Source organism: Asticcacaulis sp. SL142 (genome assembly GCF_026625745.1).
Taxonomy (GTDB): domain Bacteria; phylum Pseudomonadota; class Alphaproteobacteria; order Caulobacterales; family Caulobacteraceae; genus Asticcacaulis.
This window is the reverse complement of the sequence record NZ_CP113061.1, coordinates 3,321,372-3,344,869: the sequence shown is the minus strand read 5'-3', so window position 1 is coordinate 3,344,869 and position 23,498 is coordinate 3,321,372. Positions and strand designations below refer to the sequence as shown.

Here is a 23,498-nt window from a genome sequence, read left to right as displayed (position 1 = left end):
AATATCGCGATTATGTCCGACAAATAATAGCGTTATAAAACGCATCGGATCAGGGAGAAGGTATGTTCACGTTTTCACGACGCGCAACACTGTTTACCGCGACCGCTTTTGCGGGGGCGGGCTTAAGCACACCCAGTCGTGCCCAGCCGAAATCGGCAAGCTATGAGCCCTTCCCGCTCAGTGCGGTGCGGCTAAAGCCGTCGATCTTCCTGACATCGATTGAGGCTAACCAAAAATATCTGCTGGCTCTGGAACCCGACCGTCTGCTGCATAACTTCCGTAAAGGTGCGGGGCTTGAACCCAAGGGCGCACTTTACGGCGGCTGGGAAGCGCTTGATATCGCTGGCCACTGCCTTGGGCATTACTATTCTGCCTGTTCTCTAATGTACGCCCAAACCGGCGATGAACGCCTTAAAACCCGCGCCCTCTATATCACCCGCGAACTCACTGAGGTTCAGGCTAAACAGGGTGATGGTTATGCGGGCGGCACAACGGTTGGCCGCAACGGCCAGACTGTAGATGGCAAGGTCGTCTATGAGGAATTGAGAGCCGGCGATATCCGCACGTCGGGCTTTGATCTCAACGGCGGCTGGGTGCCAATCTATACCTATCACAAGGTGTTTGCCGGTGCCTTGGATACCCATAAATACTGCAACGATGCGGCGTCGCTCAAGGTCGCCATCGGCCTGGGCGACTATTTCGGTAAGATCATTGAGGGCTTAAGCGATGATCAAGTGCAGGAAATCCTGCGCGCTGAGCATGGGGGGATCAACGAATCCTACGCCGAGCTATATGCCCGCACGGGCGATAAGCGCTGGCTAACCTTATCACAGCGCCTATGCCACAAAGCGGTGCTCGATCCACTGGCGCAGGGACGCGACGAACTGAACGGCAAGCACGCCAACACGCAAATCCCCAAGATCGTCGGCGCCGCCCGTATCTATGAACTGGCGCGCGAACCCCACCACGCCAAAACCGCGCTGTTTTTCTGGGAAACGGTCACCAAAGACCACAGTTACGTCATCGGTGGCAATTCCGATCACGAGCATTTCGGCCTGCCGCGCCAGTTATCGACCCGTCTGGATCAGCAGACCTGCGAAGCCTGCAATACCTACAACATGCTGCGCCTGACGCGGCATCTTTATGGCTGGTCAGGGGATGCACGCTATTTCGATTTTTATGAGCGCGCCCACCTTAACCATATCATGTCGCAGCAAGACCCGGCCACCGGCATGTTCAGCTATTTCTCGCCGCTAGTGTCGGGTTTTGGACGGGTGTACTCCGACCCCGAAAACGATTTCTGGTGTTGCGTCGGCACCGGCATGGAAAGCCACTCGAAACACGGCGAAAGCATTTACTGGAAGTCGGGCAACCGCGTCGCCATCAACCTCTACTATGCCTCTAGCCTGAACTGGGCCGAAAAGGGCTTTAAGCTCGATATGGACACGGCCTTTCCGCTAAAGGATACCGTATCGATCCGCGTCACGAAGGCCCCGAAAAAAGCCGCGCCTGAGCTTGCCCTGCGCGTGCCGGTATGGGCCAAATCACCGTCTCTGAGCGTCAATGGCAAGGCGGTGACCACCGCACCCAAGGATGGCTACCTCACCTTGACCGGCCTGAAAACCGGCGATGTCATTGCGCTGACCCTGCCCATGACGACCTATCATGAGGCCATGCCGGATGATGCTAATCTGGTGGCCTATTTGAGCGGCCCGCTGGTACTGGCCGCCGATCTGGGGCCGATGCGCGAGGCGTGGGAAGGCTATGATCCAGCGATTGTGGCCGACAGTGCTGAGAATTTACTTAAAGCGTCATCGGGCGACCACATCTATAGTTTGGGCGAAAAAGGCCGCCCGGATGACCTGACCTTGCGGCCCTATTTCGCCCAGCACAATAACCGCACCGCCGTCTATTTCCGCAGGTTTTCCCCTGCCGAATGGCAGACGGTTGAGGTCGGCTATAAGGCTGACGCTAAGGCTCGTGCGGCGTTTCGAGCGGCGACCGTTGATCACATCCGACTGGGCGAACAACAGCCGGAAAAAGATCATAATTTTGTGGGCACACCCAATACGGCGGCTAGCAGTCATATCAGCCTGCGGGGCCGGATAATAAACCGCGGCTATTTTCAATTCGACATGGCAGTAGCTCCTAGTGATCTGACTCTTCAGGTCACCTATGCGGGCCGTGATCGCAATAAGGATTTCAAGATCCTGATCGACGGTCAGCCGTTTGTGCACGAACGGCTGGAAGGTGAGCCGACCACCACCATGAACACCAAGACCTACCCCCTGCCCGCCGCGGCAACCCAAGGCAAATCAAAGATCACGGTGCGCTTTGAGGCCGAGCGCGATCAGTGGACCTCAGTCTACGACGCGCGGGTGTTCCGCACCGGCCCTGCCAAAATTTGAACGTCAATAAAAACAAAAGAGGATACCCATGTTGAAAACCCTAACCCTGGCAGCCCTTACCGCCACGGTGGCCTTTGCGCCCCTGATGGCAACCGCCCAAAGCAAAACCGAAACGGTCGAGGCGACGCTGAAAGCCGACGCACCCGGCCCGCAGATTTCACGCCATATCTATGGTCAGTTTTCCGAGCACCTGGGCCTGGGCGTCTATGAAGGCATCTGGGTCGGTGAAGACTCAACCATCCCTAACACCCGCGGCATCCGTAATGATGTGGTCGCGGCCTTAAAAGCCATCAAAATGCCTGTCGTGCGCTGGCCCGGTGGCTGTTTCGCCGACGAATATCACTGGCGCGATGGCATCGGTGAGCGCTCAAAACGCCCGGCGCGCAAGAACAACTGGTGGGGCGGCACGCCGGAAACCAACGCCTTCGGCACCCATGAATTCTTTGACTTCGTCGAGCAGGTCGGCTCCGAAGCCTATATCTCAATCAATGTCGGCTCGTCCACGCCCAAGGAAATGCGTGAGTGGATCGAATATATGACCTCGCCCGGCACTGACGATCTGGCTAATGAGCGCCGCGCCAATGGCCGCGATGCGCCGTTCAAAGTGCCCTATATCGGTATTGGTAATGAAAGCTGGGGCTGCGGCGGCAATATGACGCCGGAATATTACGCCGATGAATATCGCCGTTTCTCGGCCTTCTTCCATAAGGGCTCTGACAATCCGGCACTTCGCATCGCGTCGGGCTCCAATGCCGACGATGTCAACTGGACGGACGTGTTAACCAAGAATGCCGGCCGGTTCATGGACGGTATTTCGCTGCACTACTACACCCTGCCGACCAATAATTGGACCACCAAAGGCCCGGCGACCAACTTTCCCGTCGAGCAGTGGAACTCAACCTTCTACCAGACGACCCAGATGGATCAGATTCTGAAAGATCACATCGCGGCCATGGACAAGAACGATCCGCAAAAGCGCATCGGCCTTTATGTCGATGAATGGGGCACCTGGTACGACGTGGAAAAAGGCACCAATCCCGGTCACCTTTATCAGCAAAACACCCTCCGTGACGGCATTGTGGCGGCCGCCAATTTCAACATCTTTCACCGCTACACTGAGCGCGTGAAGATGACCAACATCGCCCAGACCATCAACGTCCTTCAGGCCATGATCCTGACCGATAAGGAAAAGATGGCCCTGACGCCGACCTACTATGCCTATAAGATGTATGTGCCGTTCCAGGACGCGACCCCGCTGCCGGTTGAGGTCAATGCCCCGACACTTACCGCCGGTAAGGATAAGGACGGTAAGGATAAAACCTATCCGGCCTTTAACGTCTCGGCGGCTAAGGCCAAGGACGGCAAGACCTATGTCGGCGTGGCCAATATGGATGCCGATAAGGGCTATAAGATCAGTCTTGATCTCGGCACCCTCAAGGCCAAGAAGGTCACCGGCGACGTGCTGACGGCGACCAAGCTTGATGCCCACAATATCCCCGGTCAAAAGGAAGTGGTCACCACCACATCCTTTAAGGGCGGTAAGATCGCTGGTGGCAAGCTGACGCTCGATGTCCCGGCTAAGTCGGTCGTGGTCGTCGCGGTTGAGTAAGAACTCTCCTCCCCATTCTATGGGGAGGTGTCGAGTTGGCGAGACGGAGGGGTATCTTTTCCAAGACCTTCCCCCTCCGTCTATTCGCTGTGCTCACAGCCACCTCCCACTTTGTAGGGAGGAGAATAAAAGCCCGCCCTCACCGGCGGGTCTTTTTCATTATCGGTCACACTTATTGTATTTTGATAATAATTCTCATATCTCTATGGCCAACTGATTTACACAAGAAAGGTAATATTATGCGCAAGTTTCTGCTGGCCGCCACAGCAGTGGCCCTGACCGCCGCCCCGCTGACCGCTTTGGCCGACACCCACTCTGGTGAGTTCAAAGGCACCGGCATTTCCGGCACCGTGACCGTTATCGACGCGCCCAAGGGTGTAGTGCTGAAAATCGAAGTTGCGGGCCTGACCCCCGGCTGGCACGGCATCCACTTCCATGAAAAAGGCGACTGCGGCGATGAGAAATTCACCAATGCCGGGGCTCACGTCCATGAGCACGGCCTGCCCAAGGTTACCCACGGCCTGCTGAACGCTGAGGCCAATGATTCCGGCGATCTGCCCAATATCTTTGCAAATACAGACGGTAAGGCCACGGCTGAAATCTATTCGACCCTGGTGTCGGTCAAGGGGGCGACTGGCCGTCCGGCGCTACTCGATGCTGATGGCGCCGCCGTGGTCATTCACGCCAATGCCGACGATCACACCACCCAACCGATCGGCGGTGCCGGTGCGCGTGTCGCCTGCGCGGTTATCAAGTAGGCCCTGTAATATTGGATGATAAAAAAAGCCCTCCGGATTATCTCCGGAGGGCTTTAAGTTTAAGGGGAACGCTACTCAGGGAAGAAAGCTATTCTTTGATCTTGGAGATCTTGGTGCCATCGATGGTCACACCGGCCATCAGGCCTTGCTGATTGAAGGTGAAGGCATAGGCATCGTCCTTAAGCGTCGAGGTCGACAGGTTTTTCGCCACACCTTCATCGACAATCACAACCGTTGGACCAACACCGATTTCCCAACCTTGGGTATCATGGATGTATTTGACGGCATTGTCGTTCATCAGGAACACGGCATAACCGTAGGACTGCGCCCCGGCCTGAAGACCCCAGGAACCGGAGAACGAGTTATAATAAGAATCGGCCTTGCCTGAATGCATCAGCACGCCTTCGCCGTAAGCTCCGCCGAAGACCAGACCGGCCTTGACGATATTCGGGAAAATCAGAATGGCCTTGGCCTTGGAGCCAATCAGCTTGGCGGTCGGGTTTGAGGCATAGAGGCTGTTGAGGGCCTGATTGGCTTCAACCGTCAGTTCGCCCTTGGTGGCCGCTTCGGCAGGGGCGGCGATCAGGGCGGGGGCCGCCATCGCAGTCGTCAGAGACAAGGCCATCACTAGGCTCATCAAGGTCTTTTTCGGGGCGGTCATTACAGCGGTTTTCGTCATGGTGTAGTTCCTTCGGGGTTGTTGGAATTATCGTCAACCTACATCCGCCCGCGTGAGGAATCCCATGCGGATTGTCAGGCCATAAATAAGGATAACATCAGGCGCTCAAAGCCCCAGAAGCGGTCTTGGGTCGGGACATAACGGTCGGCCATAGTCGCGGTCGCGCCTGCGAAATACCCCCGGAAAATCTCCGATTTTGTCACCGATATCGAGGATAACCTGAACGTGCAGATGCGGGGCCCAGCCGCCGTTTTCATGGGAGTCACCAAGCGTTGCGATGACATCCCCCGCCGCAACCTCTTTGCCGACATAGAACTCCTCAAGGCTGTCGCGGCTGAGGTGACCATACAGGATCCAGAACACCAGATCCGGCGACACCATATGCTCCAGAATGATCGTCGGGCCATAGTCTTTAAGGTTATCATTATCCTGAAAACTATGGACGCGGCCATGTATGGGCGCATGAACTTCAGTCCCTGCCCGAGCCCAGATATCGAGCGCCAGATGGACCGTGCGCGGCTCATCATTAGCGTCCGTCGCGGCAAACACATCGCTGTCGTAGAGGGCGCGGTCTTCGTCATAGCCGCCGATGCGGACACCGTCACCGATATCGAGCGGCATGTCCGTGCTCCATCCCTCTGCCACCATCCCCTGAGCGTCCAGCCGCAAAGGTCGCGCCGTGTTCAACCCCGCCATGACCGGCGCCGGTTTGTCGGTGCGCGCGGATAACCAGTCCTGATAAAGCTTAAAACGGGCGGTTGCAGCAGCCATATCCATGACGATAAGCCTTTCTATTGTGGCGATTAGTCATAGCGTAGTGTTGCATCCCTGATAAAGCCGATTATTCTGCGGTCATGGGCGTTACAAGCCTCCGTGTGCTTTCATAGCGAACTTTTAAAAGGCATTTTGATCATGGCCCATGCCCACGCCCGTATCGGCACCGAAAACTTTAAGACCGACATTGAGGCGGGTGGACGGTCACTAATCGCGGATGAGCCGGAATCGCTCGGCGGCCAGGGCGCGGGCTTTACGCCCTATGAGTTGCTGCTGTCGGCCCTGGGGGCGTGCTCAGCGATTACGCTCAAGATGTATGCCGACCGTAAGGGTTGGCCGTTGACCGGCATTGATGTCCAGCTTCATCACACCAAGAGCGATGACCGGTCGGTGATCACCCGCACGGTTACCCTGACCGGCGAGCTGAACGACGACCAACGCGCCCGACTGGCTGAGGTGATTGAGCGCACGCCGGTGACCCGCACCCTAAAAGAGGGTGCGGATATCGCCACCACTTTTATTGAGAACACCGGAACATAATCGACAGCCTGCGTCCGCGCGGGCGGATCAGGCCGCAGATCTTATCCGAGCGACGCGGCGCAATACCGTGCATCCACTGATACCTTGCCTCACCCGCGATCAGCAGCAGACTACGCCGGTGCAGATAGTACGATCTGACATCCTGTCGGGCCTTATCGGCGGGACGTACAAAATCCATCATCAGGCCGGAACCGAGGCTTAGGATCGCCACGGATGCCACCACCTCATTATCGCGATCCATATGCGCGCCAATCCCCTGCCCTGGCTGATATTCATTCACACCAAACCGTGTCGCCACAGACGGCAAAACACCATCGGCACATAACCGCTCAGCCACCTCACCAAACCGATCCGGCGGCGCAGAGGCGCGGTACGCTTGCGCCAGCCCCAGTTCGGTATCGTCATAATCACCACCATACCATTGCCGCCGTCGCCCCAGTTCCAGCGACCATGGACGGGCGTCAATCTCGGCCATCAACGCGGCCTCAAGCGCCTCATCGACATAGTTTACGCGGTAAACCAGCCCCGCTAAAGCCGGTGGGTCAAACAGGCCCAGCACAGGCGGACCGCCACTAAGTTCACAGATGCTTCGCATGAACAAATAGTGAACATAATTTCCGGCTGGTCAAGCTTTATTTGCGTGCGCCGCGCAAAGCTTAAAACTTAAAGCCGGTACGCAGGCTGATCGAATAGTTGTCATAGTCGCTGTATTTTTCGCCCTCGGCCTCCAGCGACAGATAGCCGTATTCATTGCCCGCCGAAATGCGCATCCCCACCACCGGCGCGCCGCCCTTAATGTCGCCGCCGGTCAGGGTAAAGGGCGTGCCGCTGCCAAAACGGGCGACCGTATCATCGATATTGACCGAGAAATTGCTGCGGTAGCCGACCCAGGCTTCGGGCCGGATCAGGGCATCTGTTTTGGCGCGCCCCAGATAAAGGATTGCCGCCGCACTGGCCAGATGACTGGTGCGATCATCGACACTCAGGTCAAAGCTGGAGCCACCGCCGGTCTCAGTGTGGGCATCTTCTTTCAGGCCGTAATAGTCAACTGAGACCACAGGTTTCACACTGACCGGCCCCAGCGACGTCTCATAGGATGCGCCGAAATTGCCGCTTAACGAATAGCCGTTCCATTTGCCGGTCGAAATCAGCGCGGAATAATCAGATAGCAATTCGCGCTCGCTCTTAAACATGGTCCGGCCCATGCCGGCACTGGCCCAGCCCTTGAGCTTACCGGCATTAACGCGCCAGTAACCGCCGACCGTGATATCTTCGGCGGAGGTCGTTTCATTGGCGGTGGCATAGGTGTCCTGCGGTGATGTGGTCGTGTAGGACACATAGACGCCGATGGCCTGATGGCTACCAAGCCCGCGTTCGGCCCCGCCCGCAAAGCTGAAACCGGTGCTTTCAAAGCCGGTCGTTTCTTCGCGTTCGCGCTTTAAGCTATAGCCATATTCCTGAAGCCAGTATTGGGTCTGCCCCACGTCCGGCAGGAAGGATTGCTTGGCCAGAGATTGATTGAGGGCCTGATGGCCTTTGGACAGGGTCAGCAGATTCTCGCCGGAATAGTCGGGCAGAAAGGCGGTATAGACCTTGGCGAAGCCGTACCGGGTCGTCTCGGCCAACAGTGTGGTGGTGGTGTCATCGTCAGTAGCGGCAGCCGTCAGAATGGCGCTCAGAGCCGAATATTCATTCACGTTCAGGCCCGACTCGGCCTGAGTGCGCACCCGGAAATCGGCATAGAGATTGGTATTGGCCTCACCCGTCGCCAGCGCCACCTTATAGAGCCACGGCACATTCTCATCCATATCAGCAAGATCAAGCGTTCCGTAGTCGATATTTGAACCGGTCAACAGGGTGAACCGGGTCGGGGTCTGGATAATCTCGTCCAGCGACAGATAAAGGGCTGCCCCATCATCAAAGGTGGTGGTGCCGGAATTGATAAGGATCGGCGTGTCGGGACTTTGGGTTTGCAGCACCATATAAAGCTCGGCTTCGCTGCCCAGATGCAGGGATGACAGGTTAAGCTGCGACCCTGCCGACAGGCCCAGACGGGCATCGGCAATGTCTACGGCCACCGTACCGGCCCCGGTCAACTTACCCAGCAGGATCGCATCGTCGCTAAGGTTCAGGCTGTTGGTGCCTGCGCCAAAATCGACATTGCCGTACAGATAGCCGCCGCTTAAGCTCAGGCTGTCATTGCCAGAGCCGAACTTGACATCGCCCGCGATATAGGGCGCGGCATAGTCGTCATCATCAGGATATTCGTCGGTGATGTTAAGATTCGTTGCCACCGTATTGCCGCTCAGGTCGATGGCCACCCCACGATTAACGGCGGTGTCGGTGACATCATCTTCGTCCTCATCGCCGGGCGTGATGCTGGCGGTAATGCTGCCGTTTACGGTGATCGAAGTCAGGCTATTGGACTGGTCGCGGATGGCCGTGGCATTGGCGGTCGTGCCATAGCCATAGGCCGTAATCGAACCGCCGGTTTTGATGTTCAGAGCCGACAGATTGGCACCGGAGGCGATATCCAGCGCATAGGCCGTATCATAATCGGTTGTGGTTGATGACGCCCCCAAAGACCCCGAAATATCGAGCCGTCCGACCTGCGCCCCGGCAAGCAAAGACAGCCCGCGCGCTATGCCCTCATAGGCGGTCGAGCCGACCGAGCCTGAAATCGAGATGCCATTGGTGATGGTAGCGTCATGGCCCAAGCCCGCGATCTGCACCGCGGTCGAATCTATGCCTTCATAAATGCCGTAGCTGGCGATCGAGCCGCGAATATCCAGACCGTGATTGATCTCATCGGGCTCAATGGCCGTATCGCCAACCACAATCGGACTAAGAGTGATGGCCTTGGTGTCCGAGCCGATCAGAAGGGCGGCATTGCCGCCGTACTGGGTGATGCTGGCTGAGCCTTCTTCAGTGTCTTCGATGCCATTGCCGTTTTCATCGGTATTATCGTCATCCTCGCTGGTGACCGCCCCATTGATCAGCACCCCTTGGGTGACGTCATTGGAAATGCTGACCAGGGCCTTGTTCTGATAAAGATCATCCGCCTCCAGCAGGTCGAGATAATCCTCACCGATACTGGTATAGCGATAGCCGGTGCCGGAAATGCTGCTGTCAATAATCAGCGCCCCGTCGATCAACCCAGAAATATCGACCGCCGCCGAATCCTTACCCGTCGCACTGATCGAGCCGCTGATATAGGTCTGGCCGGCCTGAGTGCCGGCCAGATTAAGGCCTACGACCTCATCGCCCAGCACCGAAATAGAGCCGTCAAAAATGAAATCGCCGGTACGTCCGCCTTCGAGCGAGATACCATAGGACTGATTACCCTGCACTGTGATCGTGCTGTCGATATCGACCGCACCCGTCATGAGGCCCGTGGCGCGCACTCCGTACCGACCGGTCCCTTCCGCAAATACCCCATCGACCAGATCATCATCGTCTTCGTCCTCCGCCGTATAATCATCAGTGACGTTGATAGTGCCGGACAGGTCGACGGTCGTTGATCTGACACCGCTGATCAGCACACCGGTTGCGTTACTGTCCGACCCTGACATTTCCAGCGTTCCGTTGAGCGTGACGGTGTTGTCGCTGTCGACCGTCACCGCCGTGCCGCTGGTCAGGGTAATTGAGCCATCGCTGGTGACATCGACATTGCCGCCGGTGGAGGTCACAACCGGCGTGGTGGTCGCCGTAGACACGGTCGTGTCTGCCCACGCCACAGGTGCTGCGCCCACCGTCAGAACAAGACCAAGCGCCGTTGCGCAGCGGAAGCGGGATATGGGCATGGTTCAACTTTCAGTCATCTGGAATTGACCAAAGTCGTTAGAGGGGGAATGGGGGGTAAGTTTGGCCCCTATCTATCCGTTCGGACAGAAACCGGCCGCAAGTTGGCCGTTCGTGTCCTGAATATGAAAAGCTCAATACAATGTGTCACCGTTTAAATGATAGTGATCAGCCCACGCGCACCGGTGTCATAAAAACGTAGCCGTCACGGCCTAAGCAGCAGGGAATTATCTTGAGGACCTGCTGATGCGTAATCTCATTTATGGCCTGTGCGCCGCCGCCCTTATCCTGCCGTCACTGGCCTGCGCTCAGAGCGCGCCACCGCTTAAGGACAAGGCCCAGAACGTCTATTTCATCGACGGTAAGGCTTCACTTAATGAGGCGCTCAAACGTGTGCCCAATGTTGGCCGTGCCAAGAATGTCATCCTGTTTATTGGCGACGGCATGGGCGTCAACAGCGTCACCGCCGGTCGTATTCTGGCCGGTCAGAGCCACGGTGACATCGGCGCGACTTATAAATTGGCGTTTGAAGCCTTTCCCTATACCGGCCTGTCCAAAACCTATTCGACCGACGACTATGTGACCGATTCCGCCAACGGGATTTCGGCCATCACTACCGGCGTGAAGACCATCAATGGCGCGCTCGGCGTCGACGGTTCTGCCAAGCGCAAGGACTGCCCGTCGGGCTTAAGTGGCCGGGTCATTACCATCGCCGAACAGGCCCGGTTGATGGGGTTGTCGGCCGGTGTGGTCACAACCTCCGGCGTGACAGACGCCACCCCCGCCGGTGCCTATGGCCACACCACAACGCGCGGCTGGCGCTCAGACGGCGAACTGCCCGCTGAGGCCATTAAGGCCGGTTGCATCGATCTGGCCCGTCAGATGGTTGAGGCTCCGGCCAATATGCGCATGAATGTGGTCATGGGCGGCGATCTGGCCCGCTTCACACCCGAATCGCAAAAGGGCCGCCGCAAGGATGGCCGCGACCTGACCAAGGTCTGGTTGAAACAGAGCCCGACCGCGCGGTTCCTGCGCACCGAAACCGAACTGAAAGCCTTTGACCCGCAAACGAGCGACCATGTGCTGGGCCTGTTTGCCGCCGGTGATCTGCCATCCCCCATCGATAAGGCCAACAATCCGGAAAATCCGGCCCTTGCCGACATGACCTCGGCGGCCATTGGCGTGCTTGCCCGCAACCCGAAGGGCTTTTTCCTGCTGGTCGAAAGCGCGTCGATCGATAAGTGGCATCACATGAATGACCCCAAGCGCGCCCTGCGCGATGTCGAGGAACTGTCCAAGGCCGTCGCCGCCGCGAGAGCTGCCACAAATCCGGACGATACCCTGATCATCGTCACCGCTGACCACAGTCACGGCCTGACGCAATCGGGCTATTCCAGCCTGGGCGAGCCGATTCTGGGTCTGGCTCGCGTTAACGGTGAAAATGTGCTGGACGACCATAAACACCCCTACGCCGTACTGAATTACGCCACCGGCCCCGGCGACCATGGTCATGAGGATGATCCCGAGCTCACACAGGACAAACTGACCGCCCGGGACGCCAAGCACCCGTCTCTGGTGGCTATGGACAGTGCGGCCCACAGCGGCGAAGACGTACCGGTCTATGCCACCGGCCCGCAGGCCCACCTGCTGACCGGCGTGATGGAATCGAGCTACATCTATCAGGTCATGGCCCATGCGCTGGGCATAGACACCGATAAGTAATCAGCCGCGGTAATCGTCCAAAGCAATACCGTAGCGGGTAATTTTATCGTAAAAGGTTTTGCGCGGCAGTTTAAGCGCCGCGATGACCTCACGCACATTGCCCGCGTAATGGCTTAAGGTCTCGCGCAGGACAGCTTCTTCGTATTGGCTGACCTGTTCGGCCAGCCCCAAGGCCTGTGAGCCTTCGGGCAGATGTGCGGTATCAAGACCGAGGGCGCACAGTTCAGCAAACTGCTCCAGCTCACGGACATTGCCGGGCCAGTCATGGCGGCTGAGATAGGCCTGTGTGGCCTGGGTCAGCTTTGGCGGCGGACGGTTCAGACGCGTCGCCGCCCCCAGCAGAAAGTGCTGAAACAGCACCCGAACATCGTCGCCGCGTTCACTTAAGGGTGGCACACGCAGGGACACCCCGCTTAGGCGGTAATAGAGATCGGCGCGGAACTGCCCGTCCTTGACACTTTGGGTCAGGTCTATGCGCGTGGCGGCCACGACGCGGATATCCAGACTGCGCGGGCTCTCAGAGCCGACCGGCCAGATTTCACGCGTTTCCAGCACCCGCAGCAGCTTGGCCTGCTGCGACAGGCTAAGCCCCTCAACCTCATCCAGAAACAGCGTGCCTTTGTTTGCGCGCTCGAACCGGCCAATGACCCGCGCCGCGCCGGGGCGGTGTCCGGCCTCTATGCCGAACAGTTCGGCCTGAAAACTGTCCTCGGTCAGGGTGGCGCAGCCGATATGGACAAAGGGGCGGTTTTTGCGGGCACTTAAGGCATGCAGGGCGCGCCCGACCCGTTCCTTACCCACGCCGGTATCGCCGGTAATCAGGGCATCAACATCGGCTTCGGCCACCCGCACCACCACCTGCTTGAGGTAGGTCATGGCGGGCGACTCCCCCAACAGCAGGTTCTGAGCCGGATTTTCGCGGTCGAGCAAGGCGGCGTGGGCCTGACGCAACTGGCGGTTTTCCATCACCAGAGCGCGGGTCTGGAGGGCGCGGCGGACCGACTGGATCAGGTCATCGCGGGCAAAGGGTTTTGAGATGAAATCATAAGCCCCGTCTTTCAGCGCCTGCACCGCCATCGGCACATCGCCGTGGCCAGTCATCAGGATCACCGGCAATTCGGCATCGATCGCCTGAACGCGCTTGAACAGGGTCAGCCCGTCCATGCGCGGCATGCGCACATCGGTGACGATCACCCCGTCAAAGGCTGAGGTGATGACCTTCAAAGCATCCTGCGCATTGGCAAAGCCGCGCACCGAAAACCCGTCCAGCTCCAGCGCCTGAATATGCGCGGATAAAAGGTCGGCATCATCATCAATGAAAATGACGTTTCCGGTCATGTCGTGATCTTTAGTCCGAGGATGAAGGTCGCCCCGGCACTTGAGCTTTCTGCGCTCAGGTCGCCGCCAAAATCGCGTAAAATATCATGGGCGATGACCAGCCCCAGCCCCAGCCCCTTGGGCTTGGTCGTCACAAACGGCGTAAATAACTGATCCAGCACTTCGGGTTTGAGGCCGGGGCCATTATCAATGACCTTTAGCGTCACCCAGTCGTCCGTCACCTTAACCGTCAGCCGCACGGTCGGATTGGGCGTGGCTTCCAGCGCTTCAAAGGCGTTTTGCAGCAGATTGACCAGCACCTGCTCCAGCCGGATACGTCCGGCCATGACCTTAAGCACCGGATCGATCGGATCGCAGACTAGAGCCACCCGGTTTTCATGCAAGCGGCTCTGGTTCAGAAGGATGGATGAAGTGACCGTATCCTGCAACGGCACCGGCTCAACCTCGCCGGTGGCCTTGCGCGAAAAGGTGCGCAGTTCGCCGGTAATATGGCCGATACGCTCGCACATGCGGATGATCTTATCGAGGTTTTCGCTCAGCATCGCCTTGCCGGTTTTGGGTGTCGCCAACAGTTTCACACTGGTGTCGGCCAGTATGCGGATGGTGGCGACCGGCTGGTTGATTTCGTGGGCAACGCCGGCCGTGATCTGGCCCAGACTGGCCAGTTTATTGGCCTGCACCAGATCAGCCTGAAGGCTGCTCAGGCGGCGCTCAGCGTCGCGCCGGTCGTGGATTTCCGCCGACAAACGGGCATTGGTGATGCTGATCTCACGGGTGCGGGCCCCGACATCAGCCTCAAGGCGCTTGCGGTATTCGGCTTCGCGTGCGGCCATGATCACCCCTTGCGCCTGCTTCAACCGCACGCGCCGCCACTGCCAGATGATGAGCATGCCGATGAACCCCAGCGCCAAAGCCAGCATCAGGGTGGCATTGCGCGCCATATCAAGCGCCGGACGGGCGGCGCTTACGACCTGCAATTGCCAGCCATCGACCGGCACAGCCACCGGGGTTACAAACTCATCCGCGCGCACCGGCGGGCGGGCCTGAAAGCGCAGATCCTGACGGGCGGTGAGCACAACCTTGCCTGCGCGGTCGGTGACATAGGTCGGGTGCGGCGACTGGGCCCAACTGGTTTCAATCGCGTCGAACTCCATCTTGACGACCACAACCCCGATAGCTTTGCCGCCATCGCTGACGCTGTGGGCCATGTAAAGCCCCGGCTTATGGCTGACGGTGCCGAGCGCGAATTGTTCGGCCACCACGCCGGTCATCGCCTGCCGGAAATAGGGCCGAAACCCGTAGTTTTCCCCGACGAACGAGACCGGCAAAGCCCAATTGCTGGCGGCTACGGCCACGCCCTTATCGTCGATCAGATAGATCACTGCCCCGCGCGTTTCCTGACGCAGGCGCTCCAGCTTTTGCGAAATGCGGATAAATCGGGCCGGATCAGGATCGCGCAGAGCCGCCACCACATCGCTGTCGTCAGCCAGAATAACCGGCACGGCCCGTTGTTTATCCAGCTCACTTTGTAAGACCGCCACCCGCAACTGCGCCGTCACCCGCGCCTCACGTTTCAGGTCATCCAGAGCGCTGCGCCGGGTCAGGTCATAGGTCGCAAACAGGGCCACGGCGGCCAGCAGCGCACAGCCTATCCCTGCCCACAGACGCAGGGGTAACACAGCGATCTTCAGGCGGGGCATATCCATGTCACGATCATACACGCTGGCGGAAAATCGCACAATGAAGATTTAACGTGTGCGGATTTTCGCACAAATATTCAAATGAAACGTAACAATATCGAACTAATTCAATTCGCTAACAAAATACACCCTTGCAATTGCCGCCCGACACCACCGGCATAAACTGACCCTTAACAAAAAATCGTCTCACACAGGTTGAGGAACATTGCCATGCTTATGTCTACACCGTCCGACACGCTTGCGTCCGCACCCCCGCCCAAAAAGAGCGGGCCATTCTATACCCACCTCTATTTTCAAGTTCTGATCGCCATTGCGCTGGGCGCGGCCATCGGTCACTTTTATCCGCAGACCGGCGAAGCGCTTAAACCGCTGGGCGATGGCTTCATCAAGCTGGTCAAGATGATCATCTCACCGGTCATCTTCCTGACCATAGTCACCGGCATTGCGGGCATGGGCTCACTCAAAGGGGTGGGCTCGGTCACCGCCAAGGCGTTTGGCTATTTTCTGACCTTTTCGACCCTGGCCCTGATTGTCGGCCTGATCGTCGCCAATGTGGTCCAGCCCGGCCACGGCATGAATATCGACCCGGCCACCCTGCACGATGCCAAGGTCGATGAATATGCCGCCAAGGCCCACGACTCGACCCTGATCGGGTTTGTGATGGGCATCATCCCCACCACCTTCACCTCGGCCTTTGTCGACGGCAATATCCTGCAGGTGCTGTTTATCGCCATTCTGTTCGGGATTTCGCTGATCTTTATCGGCGAAAAAGCCAAGCCGCTGGTCAACATGCTGGAAACCCTCAGCCACGCTGTTTTCCGCATGGTTCACATCCTGATGAAGGCCGCGCCCATCGGTGCGTTCGGCGCCTTTGCCTTCACCATCGGCAAGTATGGCATCGCCTCGATCGTCAATCTGGCAGCTCTGGTCGGCACATTTTATGCGACCTCAGCCCTGTTCGTCATCGTCATTCTGGGCGCGGTCTGTGCGGCCAACGGCTTCTCGATCTTTAAGCTTATCGGCTATCTCAAGGCCGAACTGCTGCTGGTGTTGGGCACCTCATCATCGGAATCGGCCCTGCCGAGCCTGATGGAAAAGATGGAGCAGGCGGGCTGTAAGCGCTCCGTCGTGGGTCTGGTCGTGCCGACCGGCTATTCGTTCAATCTGGACGGCACCAACATCTATATGACTCTGGCGGCCCTATTCATCGCTCAGGCCACCAACACCCACCTGACGCTGGAGCAACAACTGCTGCTGCTGTCGGTCGCCATGCTGTCCTCTAAGGGTGCGGCCGGTGTCACCGGAGCTGGCTTCATCACGCTGGCGGCCACGCTGTCGGTCGTGCCCACTGTGCCGATCGCCGGTATGGCCATCATCTTGGGCGTTGACCGCTTCATGTCGGAGTGCCGCTCACTGACCAACTTCATCGGCAATGCGGTGGCCACCGTCGTCGTCAGCCGCTGGGAAAAGTCGGTCGATATGGACACCTTCCGCGCCGCCCTCAACGGCCAACCGGTGATCGAAGCCGAGCCGGTTCTGGCGATCCACGGTGCCCCCGCCGGTGTGCAACTGGGTGAAAAAAGCGCGGATTAATCTCAGCTTTTTCTCAATCTCTCATAAAAAATATTTCAGGAGGAAACCATGTGGGTTTCAGTCAAGGCTACCGCTTTATCTACATTCGCCGTCATAACCGTTCTGGCCCTGCCACTGTCCGCTCAGGCCGAGACGCTTAAATTTTCAGGCGAGGTTAAGGGCCTGACCGACGGCATCTATCGCGGCGTCAGTCAGACTGAAGGATTGCCGCAATATATCGCCGGGGCGCAGGTTGCTTACGGTAAGGTCTTTGTTGGCACTCTGTTTAAGACCATGCGCGACCGCACCACCGGCGTCGATAATCAAACTCAAGCCCTGATTGGCTATAAGACCAAGGTCAAGGGCGTCGATATCACCGCCCGCGCCATCTATAAGCAATATAATGGTGTGCGCCCCGGCATCGATGATGAGTTTATGGAATATGAGGTCAATCTGGGCCGCAAATTGTCGGATAAGCTGACTGGCAAACTCAATCTGGCCTACAGCCCCGACAACTACGGCAACCGCGCCAAGCAGGCGAACTTTGTTGAGATTGGCGTGGATTACAAGCTGACCCCGCGCCTTAGCCTGCAGGCCGCCAACGGCTTCCGCCATGTCGAGAACGGCACGGACTACACCAGCTATCTGGCCGGGGCGACCTATGCGGTGACCAAGACCCTGAACGCCAGCCTGACCTATACCCATACCGACAAGGCGGACTTAGGCGACAAGTACGGCGACGCCACTTTCATCACCCTGTCGAAAAAATTCTGATCCCTCCGCACCGCAGCCCTCATTTCATGATAATCAGGCCCCAATCCTGATCCGTGAAGAGGTGCTGCGGTGCGTCGTCTTATTGCCCTGAGCTTGGTTACCCTGTGCGTGTTGGCCCTGACCGGGCTTGGTGTGTGGCAAGTGCAACGGCTGATGTGGAAAAATGCGCTGATTACCGCCGTCAATGAACGCACGCAAAGCCCCCCGATCGTGCTGGATGCCACAGACGGTCAGTGGCCCCCCCTCACCCAAGACCGTGACGAATATCGCCGCGTCACCGTGACGGGGCAGTTCCTCCACGACAAAGAAGTGCAGGTCTATGCCCTGACCGAAGCCGGGGCCGGCTACTGGGTCATGACGCCGCTGGTGACCGATAGCGGCGCTACTATTTTCATCAACCGCGGCTATGTGCCGACCGACCGGCGCGATCCGGCGACGCGCGCTGAGGGGCAAATTCCCGGCCCGGTCACGATCACCGGCCTTGCGCGCATGTCGCAGGATAAGGGCTGGCTGTTTTTGCCACCGAACAATCCGGCAGCCGAGCAATGGTCCTTACGCGACACAAAACAAATGGCCAAGGCGCGGGGCCTTGGCCATGTGGCTGATTATTTTGTTGATGCCGATGGGTCAACAACGGCGGGTAATGGGCCCAAAGGCGGGATGACGGTGGTGAAGTTCACCAACAACCACCTGTCCTATGCCCTCACCTGGTTTGCCATGGCGGCATTTCTGGCGGGGTTCACGGTCTGGTGGTTGCGTCGCCCAAAAACTCAGGCCCCCAAATTTTAGGCTTTTGCCGACTGGAACCAGTTCATCAGGCGGTCTTCGTTGCGCGCCATGATCGCCAGATGCAGGCGACGGAACGGCCCGTTCATCATCTCAAGTGAGACATCGAACATCCCAAAGCCCGGACGGGGTGCGGCGGCGGCTACGACGATATCCTTGCGTGGAATAGCGATATCGAGCAGGACGCCCTGATATTCCAGACGGTCTTCGAACACGCGCAATTCACAGCGCCACAGCACCGGCACCACAAATAAAGCGATGCTGACCGGAATCATGCCCAGAACAATGCCGGAAAACTGCGTCAGAACCGAATCCCCGGCCATGTAAGCATTCGCCATCAACAGCACGCCTGCGACAATTTGCAGCATAGCGGCAACAAACAGCCCGGTCTTTACGATGATACCAAAACGGTAGGTGTGCAGCGGCTCAGTCATTACGCGTCTCCTGTGCAACGCCAAAATTTCACATTAGCGTCAGTTTTCATATAGTTGGGGCAGAACAAGCGTTTGCGCAAGTAAAATATGCGACAATTTGACCCATATGTCAGTTATTTTATATGCACCGCACAGCCGCCGCACCAGTTTTTTACATAAGTGACGAATTTTACAGCAAAATTATTTGATCACCTCATGCTGCACCTGCGACATTTTGCCTATTGCCATTGCGCAAATTTTCATTAGTAGGCAAGCGCTTTGACATTTAAAACCTCCTCTTTGAGGAGACAGCCTCGGTGAATATCTGTGTCCTTACCCTGTCCCGTTAAGTGTGCTGGAACCGCCCAATCCCTGATCCGCAGAACTCTGGGTGCCTCGCTGATCATTCTGGCCGCCGTATCCTTAAGCGGCTGCGAGATGGCCCTGATGGACCCCAAGGGCCCGATTGGTCTGCAACAAAAGGACCTGATTATTCTGGCTACCCTGCTCATGATGATTCCGGTCGTTCCGGTTATCGTCATGACCATCTGGTTTGCCTACCGCTACAGAGCCACCAATGACAAGGCGACCTACGATCCGAATTTTGAGCACTCCAACCGCATCGAAGCTGTGGTGTGGGCCGTGCCGACCCTGATCATCATTGCGCTCGGCACCGTGACCTGGATCACCACCCACCAGCTTGACCCGCACAAAAAGATCGAAGCCGCCGCCGACCGCAGTCATATCGCCCCGATCGAGGTCGAAGTTGTGGCCATGGACTGGAAGTGGCTGTTCATCTATCCGCAATACGGAATTGCCACGGTCAACGAAATGGCTATGCCGGTCGGCACCCCCGTCCATTTCAAGATCACCTCGGCCAGCGTGATGAACTCCTTTTTCATTCCGCAACTCGGCAGCCAGATCTACGCCATGAGCGGCATGGAAACCAAGCTGTCGCTGCGGGCTGACCACGCCGGTGCCTATGACGGCATTTCGGCCAACTATTCCGGCAATGGCTTTGCCCATATGCGCTTTAAGGCCAAGGCCATGACCGACGCCCAATTCGAAGCCTGGATCGCCAGCGCCAAAACCTCGGCCCAGTCGCTTGACACCGTCGCCTACAAGACCCTGAACCAAAAGAACGTCGCCCCACAGCCGCTCTATTTTGCCGCCGTTGAGCCGCTAATGTTCAACAAGGTTCTGAATGGCTGTGCCGAAGGCGGCATCTGTAAGGACGACGCTTACAACATGGCCGTCATGAAGAAACTGGCCCCCAATGCCGAAGAGTGCGAAGACCCGAAGCTGGCGGCCGCAACAGGCCAAAGCGTTAAGGGCACGAGAACGCCGATCGGCAATGTCGCCTTCAAGGACAACGCCACCCCGGCCAGCTAAGCCCCACGACACGACAAAAGCGGCCGGGCAACCGGTCGTTTCATACTAACTGTACCTTCTTTTTTGAAGTGAATTAACTCATGTCCAGCCCTGTCGCCGAACTTCACGAAGATCCGCTTCTTCGCTTCATCTTCGGTAAACTCGATATCGATTCCGTACCCTGGCACGACCCCATCATCATGGGTGCCGGTTTTGGCATGGTCAGCGCCGCCGTGCTCGTGATCGGGCTTACCACCTATTTCAAAAAATGGGGCTATGTCTGGTCCGAATGGCTGACCAGTGTTGACCACAAGAAGATCGGGGTGATGTATGTCATTCTGGCGCTGATCATGCTGCTGCGCGGCTTTGCCGATGCCCTGATGATGCGCGCCCAGCAGGCGCTGGCGGCCGCGGGCGGTCCTGGTTACCTGCCGCCCGATCACTTCGACCAGATCTTTACCGCCCACGGCGTGATCATGATCTTCTTTGTGGCCATGCCGCTGGTGATTGGCCTGATGAACATCATCATGCCGCTTCAGATCGGCGCGCGCGACGTGGCCTTCCCGTACCTGAACTCGTTGAGCTTCTGGTTCACGGTCGCAGGGGCCATTCTGGTCAACGTCTCTTTGGTGGTGGGTGAATTTGCCCATACCGGCTGGCTGGCCTATGCGCCGTTGTCGGGGATAGAATTCTCGCCCGGTGTGGGGGTCGATTACTACCTGTGGGCGCTGCAAATATCGGGGCTTGGGACGACGCTGTCCGGTGTCAACCTTATCGCGACCATCTTTAAAATGCGTGCACCGGGCATGACCCTGATGCGTATGCCGATCTTTACGTGGACATCGCTGGCCGCCAACATCCTGATCGTGGCCGCCTTCCCGATCCTGACCGTGACGCTGGCCCTGCTGACGCTCGATCGGTATCTGGGCATGCACTTCTTCACCAATGACGGCGGCGGCAATGCCATGCTGTACGTCAACCTGATCTGGGCGTGGGGCCACCCGGAAGTCTACATCCTTGTGCTGCCTGCCTTTGGTATCTTCTCGGAAATCGTGGCGACTTTCTCGCGCAAGCGCCTGTTTGGCTATGACGGCATGGTCTATGCGACCATGTGTATTGCCCTACTGTCGTTCCTGGTGTGGCTGCACCACTTCTTCACCATGGGGGCCGGTGCCGACGTCAATGCCTTTTTCGGCATCACCACCATGATCATCTCGATCCCGACCGGGGTGAAGGTGTTCAACTGGCTGTTCACCATGTATCGCGGCCGGGTGCGACTTGAACTGCCGATGCTGTGGACGCTGGGCTTCATCATCACCTTCGTCATAGGGGGCGCCACCGGCGTCATGCTGGCCATTCCGGGCGCAGACTTCGTGCTGCATAATTCGGTGTTCCTGATCGCCCACTTCCACAATGTCATCATCGGCGGCGTGCTGTTTGGGTGTATCGCGGGCCTCAATTACTGGTTCCCGAAGGCGTTCGGCTTTAAGCTGCACACCGGTCTGGGCAAGGTCTCGTTCTGGTGCTGGCTGATCGGCTTTTATGTCGCCTTTATGCCGCTCTATGTGCTGGGCCTGATGGGCATGACCCGCCGCCTGAGCCACATGGATAACCCCATCTGGCAGCAGTACCTGATCGTGGCCGCGGTCGGTGCCCTGATCATCGCCGTCGGCATCGCCGCTCAGATCGCTCAGATCGTGTGGAGCGTAATCAAGCGCGATGAACTGCGTGACGAAACCGGCGATCCGTGGGATGGCCGCACGCTGGAATGGGCGACCTCCTCGCCGCCGCCGTTCTATAACTTTGCGGTGACGCCGGCGATCGGCAATCACGACTCGTTCTGGGACGCCAAGCAAACCGGTCAGGCTTATGTTCAGCCGGAAAGCTATCAGCCCATCCACATGCCACGCAATACCGCCACCGGTCTGCTGATCGGCCTGATCAGCGTACCGCTCGGCTTTGCCCTGATCTGGCATATCTGGTGGCTGGCCATCGCATCGTTTGTGGCCATGGTCGGTATCGCCATTGCCCATACCTTTAACGAAGACCGCGACTATTATGTGCAGCCGGATGAGATCAAGGCGATCGAAGACGCGCGCTTCGCCAAACTCAAGACGGAGGCGTAATCCATGAGCCCTCACCCCGCTAACCCTGTAGACGCCCTGAAGGACGAACTGAAGTCCGCCTACGACCATAACCCTAACGACGCCCACGACACGGACGATCACCACCATCAGGACGAGGCCGCCAAGGTTACCCTTGGGTTCTGGATCTACCTGATGAGCGACTGCCTGATCTTTGCGACCCTATTTGCCACCTTCGCGGTGCTGAAAGACGCAACCGCTGGCGGGCCCAACGGCCGGGAACTGTTTGACCTCAGCTTTGTGGCCTTTGAAACGGCGCTGCTGTTGCTGTCGTCCCTGACCTTTGGCCTGTCGATGATTTCGATGCAGGCCAATAAACTCAAAGGTACGATTGGCTGGCTGGCCGTGACCGGCCTGTTGGGTCTGGGCTTCATGGGCATGGAAATCTATGAGTTCAACCACCTGATCCACGAAGGCGCAGGCCCCGACCGTTCGGCTTTCCTGTCGGCCTTCTTCACCCTGGTCGGCACCCACGGCCTGCACGTCACCTCCGGCCTGGTGTGGATGGGTGTGATGTTCGTTCACCTCTTCCGCCGCGGCCTTACCCCCGCCAACCGCATCCGCATGATGGAACTGAGCCTGTTCTGGCACTTCCTTGACATCATCTGGATCGGCGTTTTCAGCATCGTTTACCTTATGGGAGCCGCCTGATGCACATCCCTGATAAGCCCACCCTGCACCCTGCGCAGGACCCGCACACGGAACTGGCCGACCATCACGCGGTCGATCATCTCAAAAAAGATGACCACAGTCACGATCATGGCGCCAGCCACGGTTCGGTAAAGTCCTATCTGATCGGCTTTGCGCTGTCGGTGATCCTCACGGCCATCCCGTTCGCCCTGACCATGATGAAGGTCCTGCCGTCCCAGATGCTGGTGCCGGTGATCCTGATCCTCGGCGTCGTGCAAATTCTGGTGCACCTGCACTACTTCCTGCACATGGACACCTCCTCCAGTCAGGTCTGGAACAATGCCGCCTTCGTATTCACGGCCATTATTCTGGGCATACTGATCATCGGGACGATCTGGGTCATGACCCACCTCAACCACAATATGCACCCCGGTATGATGGGCGGGGGCATGGGATAAAACCCAAGCCATAGTGTTGAA

Annotated in this window: 19 protein-coding genes; 12 read left to right on the top strand and 7 right to left on the bottom strand. The window is 57.9% G+C overall.

From position 1 onward, the window contains the following. Positions 1 to 62: 62 nt before the first annotated feature. The 3 genes from OVA03_RS15235 to sodC all read left to right on the top strand — a co-directional run bounded on the left by OVA03_RS15235 (position 63) and on the right by sodC (position 4,775). Complete coding sequence (locus tag OVA03_RS15235; RefSeq protein ID WP_267525885.1) at positions 63 to 2,408, top strand: glycoside hydrolase family 127 protein; 2,346 nt, start codon at positions 63 to 65, stop codon at positions 2,406 to 2,408. Positions 2,409 to 2,436: 28 nt separating this feature from the next. After that, positions 2,437 to 4,017, top strand: a complete 1,581-nt coding sequence (locus OVA03_RS15230) for an alpha-N-arabinofuranosidase (protein ID WP_267525884.1) — start codon at positions 2,437 to 2,439, stop codon at positions 4,015 to 4,017. Between the two features lie 236 nt (positions 4,018 to 4,253). Beyond that, complete coding sequence (sodC, locus tag OVA03_RS15225; protein ID WP_420710511.1) at positions 4,254 to 4,775, top strand: superoxide dismutase[Cu-Zn]; 522 nt, start codon at positions 4,254 to 4,256, stop codon at positions 4,773 to 4,775. Between the two features lie 88 nt (positions 4,776 to 4,863). Here the strand turns inward: sodC and OVA03_RS15220 are convergent, their stop codons facing one another. Continuing rightward, positions 4,864 to 5,454: a lipid-binding SYLF domain-containing protein gene (locus OVA03_RS15220; protein ID WP_267525882.1), complete on the bottom strand. Its 591-nt coding sequence runs from the start codon at positions 5,452 to 5,454 to the stop codon at positions 4,864 to 4,866. A 105-nt stretch (positions 5,455 to 5,559) separates the two neighbouring features. Beyond that, positions 5,560 to 6,231, bottom strand: a complete 672-nt coding sequence (locus tag OVA03_RS15215; RefSeq protein WP_267525881.1) for a peptidoglycan DD-metalloendopeptidase family protein — start codon at positions 6,229 to 6,231, stop codon at positions 5,560 to 5,562. Between the two features lie 135 nt (positions 6,232 to 6,366). Between OVA03_RS15215 and OVA03_RS15210 the strand changes: the two genes are divergently transcribed. Beyond that, positions 6,367 to 6,768 carry an OsmC family protein gene (locus OVA03_RS15210; protein WP_267525880.1) on the top strand — a complete coding sequence of 134 codons (402 nt, stop codon included), beginning with the start codon at positions 6,367 to 6,369 and terminating at the stop codon, positions 6,766 to 6,768. Here the strand turns inward: OVA03_RS15210 and OVA03_RS15205 are convergent. Both OVA03_RS15205 and OVA03_RS15200 read right to left on the bottom strand, forming a co-directional pair. Next, on the bottom strand, positions 6,746 to 7,363 hold the full coding sequence (locus tag OVA03_RS15205; protein WP_267525879.1) for an alpha-ketoglutarate-dependent dioxygenase AlkB: 618 nt from the start codon (positions 7,361 to 7,363) through the stop codon (positions 6,746 to 6,748). The genes OVA03_RS15210 and OVA03_RS15205 overlap by 23 nt on opposite strands. 61 nt (positions 7,364 to 7,424) lie before the next feature. After that, a complete protein-coding gene (locus OVA03_RS15200) occupies positions 7,425 to 10,571 on the bottom strand; it encodes an autotransporter outer membrane beta-barrel domain-containing protein (protein ID WP_267525878.1) in 3,147 nt (1,048 codons plus the stop codon). Between the two features lie 244 nt (positions 10,572 to 10,815). On the opposite strand from OVA03_RS15200, the gene OVA03_RS15195 reads away from it, so the two are divergent. Further along, on the top strand, positions 10,816 to 12,291 hold the full coding sequence (locus tag OVA03_RS15195; RefSeq protein ID WP_267525877.1) for an alkaline phosphatase: 1,476 nt from the start codon (positions 10,816 to 10,818) through the stop codon (positions 12,289 to 12,291). On the opposite strand, the gene OVA03_RS15190 is transcribed toward OVA03_RS15195, so the two are convergent. Next, the gene (locus OVA03_RS15190) at positions 12,292 to 13,629 is read right to left on the bottom strand and encodes a sigma-54-dependent transcriptional regulator (RefSeq protein WP_267525876.1); all 1,338 of its coding nucleotides are present in this window, start codon (positions 13,627 to 13,629) and stop codon (positions 12,292 to 12,294) included. Further along, positions 13,626 to 15,335: an ATP-binding protein gene (locus OVA03_RS15185; protein ID WP_267525875.1), complete on the bottom strand. Its 1,710-nt coding sequence runs from the start codon at positions 15,333 to 15,335 to the stop codon at positions 13,626 to 13,628. Before OVA03_RS15185 ends, OVA03_RS15190 begins: the two co-directional genes overlap by 4 nt. Positions 15,336 to 15,539: 204 nt before the next feature. Between OVA03_RS15185 and OVA03_RS15180 the strand changes: the two genes are divergently transcribed. The 3 genes from OVA03_RS15180 to OVA03_RS15170 all read left to right on the top strand — a co-directional run bounded on the left by OVA03_RS15180 (position 15,540) and on the right by OVA03_RS15170 (position 18,464). Next, positions 15,540 to 16,922, top strand: a complete 1,383-nt coding sequence (locus tag OVA03_RS15180; protein ID WP_267525874.1) for a dicarboxylate/amino acid:cation symporter — start codon at positions 15,540 to 15,542, stop codon at positions 16,920 to 16,922. 48 nt (positions 16,923 to 16,970) lie between these two features. Next, positions 16,971 to 17,675, top strand: coding sequence for a TorF family putative porin (locus tag OVA03_RS15175; RefSeq protein WP_267525873.1), 705 nt, complete (start codon positions 16,971 to 16,973; stop codon positions 17,673 to 17,675). Between the two features lie 69 nt (positions 17,676 to 17,744). After that, a complete protein-coding gene (locus tag OVA03_RS15170; RefSeq protein WP_267525872.1) occupies positions 17,745 to 18,464 on the top strand; it encodes an SURF1 family protein in 720 nt (239 codons plus the stop codon). Here the strand turns inward: OVA03_RS15170 and OVA03_RS15165 are convergent. After that, positions 18,461 to 18,895 carry a hypothetical protein gene (locus OVA03_RS15165; protein WP_267525871.1) on the bottom strand — a complete coding sequence of 145 codons (435 nt, stop codon included), beginning with the start codon at positions 18,893 to 18,895 and terminating at the stop codon, positions 18,461 to 18,463. The two genes, OVA03_RS15170 and OVA03_RS15165, sit on opposite strands and share 4 nt — an antisense overlap. Before the next feature lie 306 nt (positions 18,896 to 19,201). Between OVA03_RS15165 and cyoA the strand changes: the two genes are divergently transcribed. From cyoA to cyoD, 4 genes are all read left to right on the top strand, one after another. Next, positions 19,202 to 20,266 (top strand): ubiquinol oxidase subunit II, encoded by a 1,065-nt coding sequence (gene cyoA / locus OVA03_RS15160; protein WP_267525870.1) that lies wholly within the window; start codon positions 19,202 to 19,204, stop codon positions 20,264 to 20,266. An 80-nt stretch (positions 20,267 to 20,346) separates the two neighbouring features. After that, a complete protein-coding gene (gene cyoB / locus OVA03_RS15155; protein ID WP_267525869.1) occupies positions 20,347 to 22,371 on the top strand; it encodes a cytochrome o ubiquinol oxidase subunit I in 2,025 nt (674 codons plus the stop codon). A 3-nt stretch (positions 22,372 to 22,374) separates the two neighbouring features. Next, positions 22,375 to 23,040 carry a cytochrome o ubiquinol oxidase subunit III gene (gene cyoC, locus OVA03_RS15150; protein ID WP_189486270.1) on the top strand — a complete coding sequence of 222 codons (666 nt, stop codon included), beginning with the start codon at positions 22,375 to 22,377 and terminating at the stop codon, positions 23,038 to 23,040. After that, positions 23,040 to 23,477 carry a cytochrome o ubiquinol oxidase subunit IV gene (cyoD, locus tag OVA03_RS15145; RefSeq protein ID WP_267525868.1) on the top strand — a complete coding sequence of 146 codons (438 nt, stop codon included), beginning with the start codon at positions 23,040 to 23,042 and terminating at the stop codon, positions 23,475 to 23,477. The genes cyoC and cyoD overlap by 1 nt, the downstream gene beginning before the upstream one ends. Positions 23,478 to 23,498 lie beyond the last annotated feature (21 nt).